Consider the following 13,864-nt stretch of genomic DNA (forward strand, 5'->3'; position numbering starts at 1 on the left):
GCCGTCCGCGGATTCCGCGGGCGGCCCGGTCGCATTTTTTTGCGATTAATCGGAACGATTACGCACCTGTGCGCAATGCGCGCGGCCGAATCGGTCTGGAATGCAGGTGGGTCGCGGCGCCGGCGCGGACGCCACCGCAGGCGCCGCGGCCCGTTTTGGGGGTGTGGAGCACCGGGGTCCGCACCGGCCGAACACGGTGCGGACCTCGGTGCGCGGCGGGCCGCGCGGGGCGCCGCGAAGGTAAAAGGTCGACGGAGTGGAACCGGAAGGGCACGCTGTGCGTCTTACGGAGACCGGAAAGGCCGATGCGAATGGAAAGGAGGTGATCGAAATGGCTGCTAGTGCGGCGATGATGGTGCTGGCACTGGTCGCGGTCGTGGCGGTGTGGCTGGTGCTGCGCCGAGACGACGAGGTCGTCCCCGCGCGATGCCACGGGAACGAGGCTGACAACGACACGAAGCCCATCGAGAACAAGGGACGGGCCTGATGAGGGACGGTCACGCGGTGTCGCGGGGCGGTGAGCGGAAACCCGGCTCACCGCCCCTTTCACATCGCGGGGTTCGTCCGAAGTGGACTCACTTGATGGCCCCGGTGAGCGCGAAGGCGCCGCCGAGCGAGCGCGAGACCACCAGGTACAGCGCGATCACCGGCGCGGTGTAGAGGATCGAGTAAGCCGCGAGCTGCCCGTAAGCGATCAGCCCGCCCTGCCCGAAGAAGGTGTACACGCCCACCGAGGCGGGCTGCTTGGCCGGATCCAGCAGCAGCACGAACGGCACGAAGAAGTTCCCCCACGCGGTGATGAACGTGAAGATCCCGACCACGCCCATACCGGGCGCGATCAGCGGCAGCACCACCGAACGCAACGCCTGCGCGGGCGAGGCTCCGTCCACCCACGCCGCCTCTTCCAGGCTCAGCGGCACGCCGTCCATGAAGTTCTTCGTCATCCAGATCGCGATCGGCAGCGACGTCGCGGCCAGGAACAGCATGGTGCCCGCCATCGAATCCACCAGGCCGAACCGCACGAACATGCTGTAGACCGGCACCATCACGGCGGTGATCGGCAGTCCGGTCGCGAACAGCACGGTGTAGAGGAACGGCCGCCGGAACCGCAGCTGGTAGCGGGACAGCGGGTAGGCGCACAGCACCGCGGTCAGCACCGAGACCACGGCCGCACCACCGGAGAGCAGCAGTCCGTTCCACAGTGGACGAACGCTGGTCTCCCAGTTGAGCACCTGCGCGAAGTTGTCCAAGGTGAACCGTTCCGGGACCGACGCGGAAAGCGGCGCCTCCGCGTCGAACGCCGCGGTCACCAGCCACAGCAGCGGAGCCGCGAACAGCAGCGCGATCACCGCGAGCACCAGGGTGACCACAGTGGACTCGACCCGCGCACGGCTCATACTTCCTCCCGCAAACTGCGCGCGTACACCACGGCGAACAACGCGCCGACCGCCAGCAGCACCAGGGAGATCGACGCGCCGTAGCCGATCTCGTCGAGCTCGAACGCCTCGTCGTACATCAGCAGCGGCAGCGTCCGCGTCGCCGAACCCGGGCCGCCGGCGGTGAGCACGTAGATCAGCGTGAACATGCCGAGCGTCTGCAACGTGACCAGCATCAGGTTGGTCAGCACCGAACGCCGGATCACCGGCAGCGTCACGTGCCAGAACCGGCGCAGCGCACCGGCACCGTCCACTTCGGCCGCCTCGGCCAGCTCGGTCGGCACCTCGGACAGCGCGGCCTGGTAGACCAGCATCGAAAAGGCCGTGCCACGCCAGATGTTGCCCAGCACCACGGCGAGCATCGGCACGCTGTAGAGCCAATTCGCGCCCGCCCAGCCGAACGCGCCGAGGACCCCGTTCAGCGTTCCCGCCGGATTCAGGAACGCGTAGAGCGCGAACGCCGCGACCAGCTCCGGCAGCACCCACGCCGCGACCACGGCGATGCCGACGGTGTTGCGCAGCAACCGGTTCCGGTGCCGGGTCAGCACGGCGATCAGCAGTCCAACCACGTTCTGCCCGAGCACCGCGGAACCGACCGTGAACACCACGGTCAACCAAGCCGAGCGCCACGTGTCCGGGTCGCTGAACAGGCGGCGGAAGTTCTCCAGCCCCACGAACTCCGGCGAGGTCGCGGCCGCGCCGGTCAACGCGGCGTTGGTGAACGAGACGTAGCAGCTCCACAGGATCGGGCCGGCGACGAACAACCCGAGCAGCACGAACGCGGGCGCCATGGGGAGCAACCACCGCGCCGCGCGCGGCCGCCCGAGTCGTCGCTGCGCCAGGACGGCCATCAGCCGCCTCGCGTGTTCGCGGGCTCGACGATCCGCCGCACCGACTGCGTCCACTCCCGCGAGGCTTCCGCCGGATCGGTGCCGCCGACGACGTCCTGCACGGCCTGCTGGATCTCCTCGGAGATCTTCGGGTACTCCGGCAGCGTCGGGCGGAAGTGCGTGTTGTCCAGCAGTCCCAGCCAGAACCCGGCCAGCGGGTTGGCGCCGGTGAGCCGGGGATCCTGCGCTGAGTCCTCGCGGGACGGCAGGTTCCCCGAAGCGACCGCGTAGTCGGCGATGTTGTCCCGGGACAGCGCCAGCTTCACGAACTCGAAGGCATCGTCCTGCTTGCGCCCGGACGCGCTCAGCGCCAGCGTCCAGCCGCCGGAGAGCGTCACCGTGCCCGGCGGCTGCCCGTACTGCGTCGGCATCGGCGCCGCCGACATCGTCTCGGCCCAATCGCGCCAGCCCGAGCCTTCCCACTGCCCGGCGGCGAAGCTGCCGTCCAGCCGGATCGCGACCTTGCCCTGCCTGGTGAGGTCGTCGCGCAGCTTCTTGTCGTACTGCGCGTCGGCGATCTGCGCCTTGCTCTGGGTGCGGCCTTCGCCGACGGCGGTGGACAGGAACCGCATCGCGTCGGTGAAACCGCGGTTCGGCGCTACCCACGTGCCGTCGTGCAGGGTGCCGGTCGGCGTGCCCTGGAGCAGCATTCCGACCGTCTGCATGCTCACCGCCTCGCCTTCCGCCTTGCCCAGCGGCAGGTCCAGCCCGATCACGTCGGGGAAGCGCTGCTGCACCTGACGAGCGGCGTCGAGCACGTCCTGCCAGGTGCGCGGGCGCCAGTCGGCGGGCAGCCCGGCACGCGCGAACAGGTCGCGGTTGAACCAGAGCCCGCGGGTGTCGGTGTCCAGCGGAACGCCGTAGACGCGGCCGTCGGTGGCGCGGCCGGCCTGCTTGGTCACGTCGATGAACGACGACCACTCCGGCCAGCGCGCGAGCCGGTCGTCCAGCGGCGCCAAGTAGCCGGCCGCGACGTCGGAATTGACCGAGAAGCTGTCCTCGTAGAGCACGTCCGGCGCGGTCGAGGGCGAGCGCATCCGCAGTTGCAGCTTCGAGAGGTACTCGCCCTCCGGCGCGACCACCGGGTCCAGCGCGACCTCCTTGCCCGGGAAAGCCCGCTCGTACTGCTGCTCGACCCGCTGCATCAGGCGGTCGATCTGCACGACGTTGCCGTAGCGGTGGTAGGCGACGGTGATGGTGTTCGGGTCGTCGGTGGCTCCGCCGCCGCAGCCGGTCAGCACCAGCAGCGCGGCGGCAAGAGCGACGGGTAATCGCCTGCGGCGCATCGATCCTCCCCGGGCTATGTGCCCGGCGGCCGGTGCGGGAACGGAACCGGACTGCCGGTGCGGGCGAGCCGAGCGCCGAGTGCTTGCGCCCGATGTGAGATCAGGATCACACTGCACCGTAATTCCATTCGATGAAGCAAGTCAACGAATCCACCCATCTCCCGGGAGCGCCCCTAGATGCCGCAGGAGTTCTGGCAAGGCACCAACCTGCCGAAGGTGGGCGGGTTCAACCGCGCCGTCGTGCTCGACGCGATCCGCGCCAACGGCGGCGTGAGCCGCGTGGAACTGGCCCGCACGACCGGGCTCACCGCGCAGACGATGTCCAACATCGTCCGCGCACTGATGGACGACGGACTGGTCATCGAGGACGGGCACGCGCCGTCCACCGGCGGCAAACGGCGGGTGATGCTGCGGGTCGTGCCGGACGCCTACTCATCGGTGGGGCTGCACCTCGACCCGGAGCGGATCACCGGAGTGCTGCTGGACCTGGACGGGCGGGTGCGGCTGCGCAGCCAGCGCCGGGTGCCGCCGGGCGCGTCGCCGGAAGCCGTGGTCGGCGCGCTCGCCCGCACCTTCCACCACCTCGTGCAACGTTCCGGGATCGACGGCGGCCGAGTGCTCGGCGCGGGTCTTGCGGTGCCGGGCCCGCTGGACCGCACGCACCGGCGGCTGTTCGGGCCGCCGAACCTGCCCGGCTGGACCGAGGTGGCGCTGGCGGACCTGCTGGAGGACCGCACCGGGCTGCCGGTGGTGATGGACAACGACGCGACCGCCGCGGCCATCGGCGAGCGCTGGGCGGGCGGGGCGGACCGGGCGGGTTCGTTCGTCTACGTCTACGTCGGTACCGGCGTCGGAATCGGCGTCGTGCTGGGAGATCAGGTCTATCGGGGGACCAGCAGCAACGCGGGCGAGGTCGGGCACGTGCCGGGCGCGGGCAAGGAATGCACCTGCGGCAAGCGGGGCTGCCTGGAGGCGTACTGCTCGATGCGGGCCGTGGTGGCCGAGTGGGCGGCCGCGGGCGGCGCAGCCGACGGCTCGGTGTCCGCGGCGTACCAGCGGATCTGCCGCGAAGCCGCGGACGGCGACGACGGCGCGGTGAAGATCCTGCGCGTCGCCGCGAACCGGCTCGGTCAGACGCTGGCCAAGGTCGTCAGCGTGCTCGACGTGGACCGGGTGGTGCTCGGCGGACCCGCGTTGCGGCACGCGGGCGAGCTGATCCGCGCGCGGGTCGGGAAGGTGCTCACGGCTCAGGTGTGGGCGCCGCACGTGCGTCCGGTGCGGGTGCAGGCGGCGCTGATCGGGGAGGACGCAGGGGCGGTGGGCGCGGCCTGCCTGGTGCTCGACCACGCCTACTCGCCGCGGCTGGCGACGTTGCTCGGCGGCTGACGCGCAGCAGCAGGAGCGAACGGGCCGCTGGTCCGACCAGGTCGGACGAACGGCCCGTCGCTCGTCGCCGCTTGCCCCGCTTCGTCGAGCGGAGCGTCCGGTTCAGGCGGAAGAGGACTCGACGGCGTCGGCGACGGCGTCGCCGAAAGCGGCCATGCCGCGGGCGTTCGGGTGCAGCGGAGCGGCCACCGAGGTCGGCAGCACGCCTTCCAGGTACTTCTCGTCGGGCGCGGCGCACACGTCGTGGCCCTCGCTGACCGCGGCGATGTCCACGAACTCCGCGCCGTGCGCACTGGCCTGCTCCGCCAGCACCGCGTTCATCTTGTCCACACTGGACTGCAGGTAGTCGGCGTCGCGCGCCCAGATCGGCTCCTTCGGATGGCAACCGCCCGGCCGGATGTAGGTGCCGTACCCGGCGACCACGACCTCCGCGTCGGGCGCGCGCTGCGCGATGCCGTCCAAGGCCGCGGCGAAGTCGTCGGTGACGGCGTCGATCCGCTCGGCCAGTTCGTCGCCGTGCTCGGTGAACCGGTCCGCGCAGGAGATCCCGACCGGTTCGGGCAGCGCGTTGAGGCAGCTCACCGCCGCCTGCACCAGCTGCGCGTCGTTGCCGCCGATGGTGAGGGTGACCAGGTCGGTGGTCTCCTCGAGCGCGTCGAACTGCGGCGGCAGGAAACCGTGCTGGCGACCGGTGAAGTCCTCGATCTCGGCGCCGGAGCAGGTTACGTCGGTGAGTTCGGCGCCGAGCCGCTCGGCAGCGACGCGCGGGTAGTTCACCGTGGAACGCAGGCAGGCGAGGTTCGGGTCCGGCCCCGGCACCAGCGGCCCGGCGGCCGCCGAGTCGCCCAGCGCGACGTAGTCGATGCGTTCCGCGGACTGCGCGGGGGCGGGCAGCAGCGCGCAGGACGCCGAAACCGCGAGCAACGCGGCGCAGCGCCGCAGCGCCCACTTCTTGTCCACAGTGGAGTTGGGTCGGGTGCGGGTAGCGGATCTGCGACGGCCGGGTCGATCGGGCTGGACGTCCACGGTGACCTCCGATGCTCGGTGTCTACTTGATGTAGCACGTACCGAGCTCGATTCCCGCCGCCGTTCGCGGGTTGTTCCGCGTCACCAGCACTTCGGGTGACGACCGGGAAGCGCGATCCGCCTGCCGCCGCGCCCGCTCAATGCTCCCGGCGCAGCGCCCTGGTGATGCCCGCCGCCACCGTGGTCGCCAGGATCCATCCTGCGGCGATGAGCACCACGGTGATCCACTGCGAATTGCCCTCGGCCCGCCACATCACGTCGTGCCCGAGGTTGATGATCGGCACCAACTGGTCGACGGTGTAGAGCAACGGGTTCCAGATCGGATTGTCCTCTTCGTTGATCGGCTCCAGCCGGTGGTAGCTGAACCAGACCGTGCCGCCCACCGCGAAGGCCAGCAGCCACAGCAACGCCCGCAGCGGCCGGTACCCGTAGGCGACCGTGCTGCGCTGCAACATGCTCCACAACCGGACCGAAGGCCGCAGCAGCCGCGGGGAGGCACCGGCCAGCGCCTGGTAGCGGCGGCGCTGCTTCTCGATCAGCACCGTGACCGCGTGCTCCTCGTTGCCGTTGTTGCGGAACACCTCGGCCAGCTGGTCGTACGGACCGGGCTGGTAGCGGCCGGTGGTCGCGCGCAGCCACGACAACCGTTCCCGCACGCGCGCCGCGTCGGTGGGTTCGATCGGGTGGCTGAGGTTGTAGTACGCGAAGTCCTCGACGTCGACGCCGCGAGTCGCCGACCAGGTCAAGGCGTTGTCGTCGAGCAGCTCGCACTGCGCCTGGCGCAGCACTACCCGGCCCTGCGGGGGCTGCGCGGGCAGCAGCATGATCTCCTGCGCCACCAGCCCGAACGCGTTGAAGGCGTTCGCCGAGCTCCCGTCGCCGAGCACGCAGCCCCAGAAGTTCGCCTGCCTGCCGATCACCGCCCGGCGCAGCTGCACCTCGCCTTCGGCGCGGAAGAACTGCTTGCCTTCCGCGCACACCAGGTCCCGGCCGATGCTCGCCGCGCGCAGGTCCAAGGAGGACTTGTACGCCCTGCGGTGCCGGTGCCAGGCGGGTTTGAGCAGCTGCGCGGCCCGCAGATCCACGTTCGCGCCGATGTTCGCGCCCTGCAGCTGCAACGTGCCGGTGATGTCGGCTTCGCGGCAGTCGAAGTTGCTGCCCACCTGGATCCGGTTGGCCTGCACGGTGTCGGTGCGCGGCCCGGCCAGGGACGCGCGGGTCAGTTGGAAGCTGCCGTGCACGCGCACGTCGACCATCCGCATCTGGCCGTGCAGCGTCGCTCCCACGGCTTCCAGGTTGCCGAGGACTTCCGTGCCGTCGAGGTGCAGCGCGCGCATCGGCTGGTCCACCGACGCCGCCGGGGAGCGCGCCCAGCTCAGGTCGATCTGCGCGCCCGCCATCCGCAGGTCGCCGCCGATCTTGCTGCTGACCAGGCGGATCGTGCCGCCGCTGCGGAAGTTCTGGTCGAGCTGCACGTCGCCGCGGACCTCGCCGCGGTCCAGCAGCAGCGTGCTGATCGGGTCGTCGTACTGGGACTCGCCGCGCTTGGGCGGGCTGACACCGGGTTCCAGCACCGCGTCGCGCAGCCGCAGGTCGCCCTGCAGGTGCGCACTGGGCAAGTACAGCAGCCCGGCCACGGTGAACGGCGCGCCGCTGATCCGGTCCACGTCGCCGCGCAGGCTGCCGCCGATCTGGATGCCGTTGGCGTTGAGCGCGTTGCGCCCGCGGTTGCGCAGCGCGCCACCGGAGAAGTTCAGGTTGCCGCCGATCTTCGCCCCGGGGATGCGCACCTCGCCGGAGACCTTGATCCGCTGGCCGAGCATCGCGCCCGCCACCGCCAGCCGGTCGGCGTAGATCGCGCGACCGCCGGGGTTGCGCAGCTCCGAATCGTCGAGCTGCAGCGAGCCGCCGAGTTCGGCGTCGGCCAGGTCCACCGTGCCGCCGATGCTGGTGCAGTTGCGCAGCACCGTGTCGTGGCTGGTGTGCAGGTTCCGGCCGTTGAGCCCGGGGAACCGGCAGTGCCACAGCACCAGGCCGGTCAACGTGGCCTGCCGCAGGTCCGGTCGCATGTCGAAGCGGCAGCGCACGAACTCCAGCAGGTAGGGCAGTTCGGCCGCGCGCAGGTCCAGCCTGCCGGTGATCACGGCGTCCTCGATGCGCACCACCGGCTGCTGCCCGCCGCGGCGCCAGAACGCGCGCCAACCCTGCTCGTCGGGGGATTCGACGAGTTTGCGGGTCAGGTACTCGCCGCGGATCTCCCGCTCCGGGTCGTACATGTCGGCGTGCACGTCGAGCGGGATCACCGGCGTGTCCTGGCGGCGGCCCCACGCCCTGCCCTGCCCGAGCAGGTCGTCGAGCCGCTGCTCGGCGGTCGTCGGCGCCCCGGCGTTGTCCCACGGCCTGTTCGGCACGGTCCTCCCCGACTTCGGTCCGGCGCTGCTGTTGATCCGGCACAGCTGTTGATCCGGCGAATCGCCGGAACAGTAGTAGATCAACTACCACCGACAGTTCAGACGCTCGAGTTCAGCCTGAGGTTGTGACCCCCGCGGGCGACACCGCCGAGGGAGCGGTATGCCGCCGCACGGCGCAGGATCCATGCCGTCGAATGTCCGATGAGGACTCGTCGATCTCGCGTAATCTCGATATTCGCGAGAATCGATCGCCGAGTCCGATGATTTTCACGCGTGGCTGCGCGTCGGATCGAGCACCCTGGCCAGGAACGCGCGGGTGCGCTCCTCCTTCGGCGAGCCGATCACCTCGGACGGCGGCCCCTGCTCGACGATCCCGCCGCCGTCCATGAACAGCACCCGGTCGGCGACCTCCCTGGCGAACTGCATCTCGTGGGTGACCACCAGCATCGTCATGCCCTCGTCGGCGAGCCCGCGCATCACGCCCAGCACGTCGCCGACCCGCTCGGGGTCCAGAGCCGATGTCGGCTCGTCGAACTGCATCACGTTCGGGTCCAGCGACAGCGCCCGCGCGAGCGCCACCCGCTGCTGCTGCCCGCCGGACAGCTGCGCGGGCATCGCCTCCGCCTTCTCCGCGAGCCCGACCCTGCCGAGGTTCTCGCGCGCGATCCGCTCGGCATCGGCCCGCTGCCTGCGCAGCACCTTCCGCTGCGCCACCGCGAGGTTGTCCAGCACGTCGAGGTGCGTGAACAGGTTGAAGCCCTGGAAGACCATGCCGATGTGCCTGCGCGCGGCGTCGATGTCCGCGTCCGGGTCGGTCAGCTCCACCCCGTCCACCGAGACCTGCCCCGAGGTCGGCTGCTCCAGCAGGTTCACACAGCGCAGCAACGTGGACTTGCCCGAGCCGGACGGCCCGATCACGCACACCACCTCGCCGCGCTGCACCCGCACGTCGACGCCGCGCAGCACCTCCAGCGAGCCGAACGACTTGCCCAGACCGGAGATCTCGATCATCGCGTGCATCCGGTGCTCCTGTTCCGACGTGCCGGTGCTCATTGGGTACCCGACGGGACCCGGCCGCCGTAGCGGCGCTCCAGCCGGTTCGACAACCGCGACAGCGGGATCGTGATGATCAGGTAGCACAGCCCGGCCAGCAGGATCGGGGTCAGCGACTGGTACTGGGTCAACGCGGCGCGGCCGAACTTCGCGAGCTCGTACTGCGCGGTGGACAACCCGAGCAGGTAGATCAGCGACGAGTCCTTGGTCAGCAGGATCAGCTCGTTCGTCAGCGGCGGCAGGATGATCCGGAACGCCTGCGGCATCACCACCGTTACCATCGCGCGGGCGCTGGACATGCCCAGCGAGCGCGCCGCCTCGACCTGCCCGGCGGGCACCGCCTGCACCCCGGCGCGGATCGTCTCGGCCATGTAGGCCGCGCCGACCAGGCCCAGGCTCAACATCACCGTGGAGTAGATGTCGAAGACCAGCTGGAACGCGATCGGCACCCCGTAGCCCAGCGCGATGAACACCAGCAGCGCGGGCACGCCGCGGAAGAACTCGACGTAGACCGCGGCGATCCACCGGTACGGCGCCACCGAGGACAACCGCATCAGCGCGAGCACCACGCCCAGCACCAGGCCGAAACCGAAGCCGAGCGCGGTGTAGACGACGGTGTTCAGCAGCGCGCTGATGATGATCGCCGGGAATTGCGCGGCGGCGACTTCGACGTCGAAGAACGCCGAAGCGATCCGCCCCCAGTCGGCGAAGATCGCCAGCAGCACGGCCGCGAGCACCAGGATCGCGTACTGCACGCCGCGGGTGATCTTGCTGCGCTGCCGCTTGCTCATCCGCGGCGCCGTCGCGGTGTCGGTCGTGGTCATCGCCGTCCCCGGCCTCGTCCCGTGGTTCCGCCGCTCATGGCCGGTCCGGCGGCTTGCCGATCCACTTCTGGTAGATCCGGTCGTACTCGCCGTCGGCCTTGGCCTTGGCCAACGACTCGTTGACCTTCGCCAGCAGCGGCCCGTTGCCCTGCTGCACGCCGATGCCGTACTTCTCCCCGGTGGGGATCTCGGTGCTCACTTCGGTGTCCGGGTTGTTCTTGGCGAAGTGCAGCAGCACGCCGTTGTCGTTGATCGCCGCGTCGACGCTGCCGTTCTGCACGCTGGACTCCAGCAGCGCTACGTCCTCGTACTGGCGGACCTGGTAGCCGAACTCGGCCCGGTGCTCGTTGGCGTACTCCTCGCCGGTGGTGCCGAGCTGCACGCCCAGCACCTTGCCGCGCAGCGCTGCCAGCTCCTTGTCCGCGGCGCCCTTCTTGACCAGCAGCGCCTGGTCGGCGTCGAAGTACGGGTCGGAGAAGTTCATGTTCTGCTGCCGGGTGGGCGTGATCGTGATCGCTGCGGCGGCCACGTCGCACTTGCGGGTGTTGAGCGCCTCGCCGGACTGGATGCCCTCGAACGGCGTGTCGAACAGTTCCTGCTGCAGGCCCAGGTCGCGGGCGATGTAGTCCACCAGTTCCACGTCGAAGCCGACCTTCTTGCCGTCCTGGACGAACTGGAACGGCTCGTACGGCAGGTGCGTGCAGGTGGTGAGCTTGCCGGGGCGGGTGAACCGCAGCTGCCCGTCCTCGCCGACCGGGGCGATGGACTTCGCGCAGCCCGCCGCGGTGAGCAGCAGAACGGGCAGCAGGGCGAGCGCTTTCCAAGTTCTCCGACGCGCCACGACGTCTCCTAAGTGGGTCTCCTGGTGGGCGAGAACGCGAGTGCTCCGGATCCTGCCACTCGAAATGATCGGATTCTCCCGCGCGATGTTTCGAATCAGTCAATTTTTCGGCTTGCTGGGCGAAAACGCCGGTGCCGCCGGAACCGAACCGCGCGGTTCGCCGAGAACGCGCGCCGCCCACCTTGCTGTTGCACGTCGTAGTTGCGTCCCGACCGAGATCGCGGCTGTAGTTTCATGCGCCGATCGTGGCCGGTCAACAGAAAGTTCACCACGCGGAGCTAAACTCGTGCGCTGCAAGATCACCTCCGCAGCTACGAGGTTGCTCCATTCGGACCGTCCCGCTGCACCGGTCGGAGCCGTCCGCCGTGATCACTTTTTCCGGCCGATTCCCACTTTTGCGGAAATGTGTGGGAAAGACGAACACCGCAATGGCCGATTCGGCCGCTGTCGAACGGCCGTGAGCTTCGGCAGACTGCGCCGTCGACAGGGGAACGACACCGCCGAGACGAGAACAAGGAGATCAGGTCGATGACCGACGGCCACTTATCCAGCGGAGTAGCCCGGCGGCTCTCGCTCGCGGGCGCGTTGCTCGCCTGCGTGGGCTTCGCCGTACCGGCCGCCGCGGACACCGCGACGGCCGCGCCCGCAGCCGGGTTCGATGTGCTGCAGCTCAACGTTTGCCACAGCGGTTCCGCGGAGTGCCCCTCGACGGGCAACGCGGTCGAGTCCGGGATCGCAGCCGTGCGGGAGCGCGCCCCGAGGATCGTCACGATCAACGAGGTCTGCGCGCACGACGTCACGAAGATGACCCGCGAAACCGGTTACCACGCCGAATTCACCCCGGCGCGTGCCGCCGACGGCGCGCCGGCGGCCTGCACCGACGGCCGCGGCGACTACGGCATCGCGGTGCTCGCCCACCCCGACCTCGGAGCGGTCAGCGGCGCGGTCACCGAGCAGGTCTTCACCGCGCAGGACGGCACCGGGCAGCAGCGGGTCGCGCTGTGCGCACCGTTCTCCTCGTTCGCGGCCTGCACCTCGCAGCTTTCGGCGGCCGATCCGCAGGTCGCCGCGCAGCAGTGCGCGGAGCTCAGCGAGGTGGCCACCGGCCTGGGCAGGCCGACGGTGCTCGGCGGCGATTTGAACCTGCGCCACGGCGCGGCACCGGACGTGCAGGACTGCGTGCCCAGCGGTTGGGTGCGGACCGGCGACGGCTCGGTGCAGCACGTGTTCAACAGCGCCGACTTCGCCTTCGAGCGGACCGAGAACCTCCCGCTCGACGGGACCGACTACCCGGGCTTGGTCGTCGAGCTCTCGCACTGAGCGGCGAACGGGTCGGGCTGCCGCGCGTTGTACTGGACGGCCCCGCGCGATCTCCGGGTGGCCCCCGATGCGGCAGGTCGTCGCAATCTTGCACGATTACCGCAAACGATCACCGAAGCAGGAGGAGACGATGAGCAGCCTGACCCGACCCAAGCACGGCACTTTGATCGCGGGGGTGTGCGCCGGGCTGGCCGACCGGTTCGGCATGAAGACCGGCCTGGTGCGGTTCCTGTTCATCCTGTCGTGCCTGCTGCCGGGCCCGCAGTTCGTGCTCTACATCGTGCTGTGGATCGTGATGCCCAAGAACTCCTACTGATCGAGCGGCTCAGCGCCGGGCGTGCGCGTCCAGTGCGTAGGCGATCGCGGTGCTGACCTTGGCCGCGTAGGCGAGGTCCAGCGATTCGTCCGGCACGTGGGCGTTGCTGCCCGGCCCCAGCGCCCCGGTCACCACGAACTGGGCGTCCGGGTAGGCGTCCTGCAGGATGCCCATCAGCGGGATGGATCCGCCGACGCCCATGGTGCGCCAGCCGCCCTCGAACACGTCGTCGCTGACCTCGTCCAGCGCCTCGGACAGCCACGGCTCGACTTCCGGGGCGTTCCAGCCCGCGGCGCCGTCGGAGAGCGGGAAGGTCACTTCGGCGCCGTAGGGCACGTCCGTGGACAGCGCCTTGCGCAGCGCCTCCAGCGCGGTCTCCGGGTCCGTGGTCGGCGGAGTGCGCACGCTCAGCGCGAGCGTGGTGAACGGGCGCAGCACGTTGCCCGCGTCCGCCAGCGCCGGTAGCCCCTCCGCGCCGATGACCGACACCGCGGGGCGCCAGGTGTTGTTCAACGCGAGTTCGACCTCGTCCTCGCTGACCGGGCGCATCCCTTCCCTGGTGGGCACCGAGTCACGGGTCATGCCGGGCACGGCTTCGATCGCCGCGCGAGCCTCGGCGACGCGGTTGGGCGGGATCTGCACGTTCAGCTCCGGCAGCAGCACTTCGCCGGTAGCGGAGTCCTCGACCCGGTCCAGCAGGCTGCGCAGGACGCGGAACGAGCTCGGCACGATTCCGCTGGCCATGCCGGAGTGCTGGCCGCTGTCGAGCACCCGCACCTGCACGCCCACCCGCACGTCCCCGCGCAGCGAGGTCGTCAGCCACAACCGCCGGTAGTCCGCCGCACCGGAATCCAGGCACACCACCAGCGACACGTGCCCGAGCCGGTCGGCCAGGTGCGCCACGTAGGCGGGCATGTCCGGGCTGCCGGACTCCTCACCGGTCTCCAGCACCAGCACGCATCGCGCGTGCGAGCCGCCGTGCGCGCGCACGGCTTCGATGGCGCTGATCGCGGCGTAGGGCGCAGAGCCGTCGGCGACGCTGCCGCGCCCGGAGAGGCGGCCGGCGCGCACCACC

13 protein-coding genes are annotated in these 13,864 nt (G+C 70.2%); 4 read left to right on the forward strand and 9 right to left on the reverse strand.

The window, feature by feature from the left end; genetic code table 11:
* The first annotated feature begins 331 nt into the window (after nucleotides 1-331).
* Nucleotides 332-487, forward strand: coding sequence for a hypothetical protein (locus IJH84_RS19895; protein WP_200067950.1), 156 nt, complete (start codon nucleotides 332-334; stop codon nucleotides 485-487).
* An 88-nt stretch (nucleotides 488-575) separates the two neighbouring features.
* Here IJH84_RS19895 and IJH84_RS19900 read toward each other — a convergent pair whose 3' ends face one another.
* From IJH84_RS19900 to IJH84_RS19910, 3 genes are read right to left on the reverse strand one after another with little or no spacing between them, the layout of a single operon-like run.
* Nucleotides 576-1,397 carry a carbohydrate ABC transporter permease gene (locus IJH84_RS19900; RefSeq protein ID WP_200067951.1) on the reverse strand — a complete coding sequence of 274 codons (822 nt, stop codon included), beginning with the start codon at nucleotides 1,395-1,397 and terminating at the stop codon, nucleotides 576-578.
* The gene (locus IJH84_RS19905) at nucleotides 1,394-2,227 is read right to left on the reverse strand and encodes a sugar ABC transporter permease (RefSeq protein ID WP_233626523.1); all 834 of its coding nucleotides are present in this window, start codon (nucleotides 2,225-2,227) and stop codon (nucleotides 1,394-1,396) included. The genes IJH84_RS19900 and IJH84_RS19905 overlap by 4 nt, the downstream gene beginning before the upstream one ends.
* 59 nt (nucleotides 2,228-2,286) lie before the next feature.
* Nucleotides 2,287-3,612 (reverse strand): extracellular solute-binding protein, encoded by a 1,326-nt coding sequence (locus tag IJH84_RS19910; RefSeq protein ID WP_295147409.1) that lies wholly within the window; start codon nucleotides 3,610-3,612, stop codon nucleotides 2,287-2,289.
* A gap of 177 nt (nucleotides 3,613-3,789) precedes the next feature.
* Here IJH84_RS19910 and IJH84_RS19915 point away from each other — a divergent pair, with 177 nt between their 5' ends.
* Complete coding sequence (locus IJH84_RS19915) at nucleotides 3,790-4,998, forward strand: ROK family transcriptional regulator (RefSeq protein ID WP_295147412.1); 1,209 nt, start codon at nucleotides 3,790-3,792, stop codon at nucleotides 4,996-4,998.
* A 102-nt stretch (nucleotides 4,999-5,100) separates the two neighbouring features.
* On the opposite strand, the gene IJH84_RS19920 is transcribed toward IJH84_RS19915, so the two are convergent.
* The 5 genes from IJH84_RS19920 to IJH84_RS19940 form a co-directional block, all read right to left on the reverse strand.
* Complete coding sequence (locus IJH84_RS19920; protein ID WP_295147414.1) at nucleotides 5,101-6,024, reverse strand: SGNH/GDSL hydrolase family protein; 924 nt, start codon at nucleotides 6,022-6,024, stop codon at nucleotides 5,101-5,103.
* 137 nt (nucleotides 6,025-6,161) lie between these two features.
* Nucleotides 6,162-8,435, reverse strand: coding sequence for an oxidoreductase (locus IJH84_RS19925; protein ID WP_295147416.1), 2,274 nt, complete (start codon nucleotides 8,433-8,435; stop codon nucleotides 6,162-6,164).
* Nucleotides 8,436-8,702: 267 nt separating this feature from the next.
* Nucleotides 8,703-9,455, reverse strand: coding sequence for an amino acid ABC transporter ATP-binding protein (locus IJH84_RS19930; protein WP_295147418.1), 753 nt, complete (start codon nucleotides 9,453-9,455; stop codon nucleotides 8,703-8,705).
* 29 nt (nucleotides 9,456-9,484) lie between these two features.
* Nucleotides 9,485-10,279, reverse strand: coding sequence for an amino acid ABC transporter permease (locus tag IJH84_RS19935; RefSeq protein ID WP_200068628.1), 795 nt, complete (start codon nucleotides 10,277-10,279; stop codon nucleotides 9,485-9,487).
* A gap of 67 nt (nucleotides 10,280-10,346) precedes the next feature.
* Nucleotides 10,347-11,153: a basic amino acid ABC transporter substrate-binding protein gene (locus IJH84_RS19940; RefSeq protein ID WP_200067956.1), complete on the reverse strand. Its 807-nt coding sequence runs from the start codon at nucleotides 11,151-11,153 to the stop codon at nucleotides 10,347-10,349.
* Nucleotides 11,154-11,681: 528 nt separating this feature from the next.
* On the opposite strand from IJH84_RS19940, the gene IJH84_RS19945 reads away from it, so the two are divergent.
* On the forward strand, nucleotides 11,682-12,473 hold the full coding sequence (locus tag IJH84_RS19945) for an endonuclease/exonuclease/phosphatase family protein (RefSeq protein ID WP_200067957.1): 792 nt from the start codon (nucleotides 11,682-11,684) through the stop codon (nucleotides 12,471-12,473).
* Between the two features lie 130 nt (nucleotides 12,474-12,603).
* A complete protein-coding gene (locus IJH84_RS19950; RefSeq protein ID WP_200067958.1) occupies nucleotides 12,604-12,789 on the forward strand; it encodes a PspC domain-containing protein in 186 nt (61 codons plus the stop codon).
* Nucleotides 12,790-12,798: 9 nt separating this feature from the next.
* Here the strand turns inward: IJH84_RS19950 and IJH84_RS19955 are convergent.
* Nucleotides 12,799-13,864: M20/M25/M40 family metallo-hydrolase (locus IJH84_RS19955; protein WP_295147432.1), on the reverse strand; the 1,066-nt coding region annotated here is incomplete at its 5' end.

The sequence above is a fragment of the Saccharopolyspora sp. genome (genome assembly GCF_017434145.1).
Lineage (GTDB): Bacteria > Actinomycetota > Actinomycetes > Mycobacteriales > Pseudonocardiaceae > Saccharopolyspora_C > Saccharopolyspora_C galaxeae.

Bases quoted from the DNA above. Each gene is read 5' to 3' on its own strand.
- IJH84_RS19895 (WP_200067950.1), top strand. From the start codon at position 332: ATGGCTGCTAGTGCGGCGATGATGGTGCTGGCACTGGTCGCGGTCGTG.
- IJH84_RS19900 (WP_200067951.1), bottom strand. From the start codon at position 1,397: ATGAGCCGTGCGCGGGTCGAGTCCACTGTGGTCACCCTGGTGCTCGCG.
- IJH84_RS19905 (WP_233626523.1), bottom strand. From the start codon at position 2,227: ATGGCGCCCGCGTTCGTGCTGCTCGGGTTGTTCGTCGCCGGCCCGATC.
- IJH84_RS19910 (WP_295147409.1), bottom strand. From the start codon at position 3,612: ATGCGCCGCAGGCGATTACCCGTCGCTCTTGCCGCCGCGCTGCTGGTG.
- IJH84_RS19915 (WP_295147412.1), top strand. From the start codon at position 3,790: ATGCCGCAGGAGTTCTGGCAAGGCACCAACCTGCCGAAGGTGGGCGGG.
- IJH84_RS19930 (WP_295147418.1), bottom strand. From the start codon at position 9,455: ATGCACGCGATGATCGAGATCTCCGGTCTGGGCAAGTCGTTCGGCTCG.
- IJH84_RS19935 (WP_200068628.1), bottom strand. From the start codon at position 10,279: ATGAGCAAGCGGCAGCGCAGCAAGATCACCCGCGGCGTGCAGTACGCG.
- IJH84_RS19945 (WP_200067957.1), top strand. From the start codon at position 11,682: ATGACCGACGGCCACTTATCCAGCGGAGTAGCCCGGCGGCTCTCGCTC.
- IJH84_RS19950 (WP_200067958.1), top strand. From the start codon at position 12,604: ATGAGCAGCCTGACCCGACCCAAGCACGGCACTTTGATCGCGGGGGTG.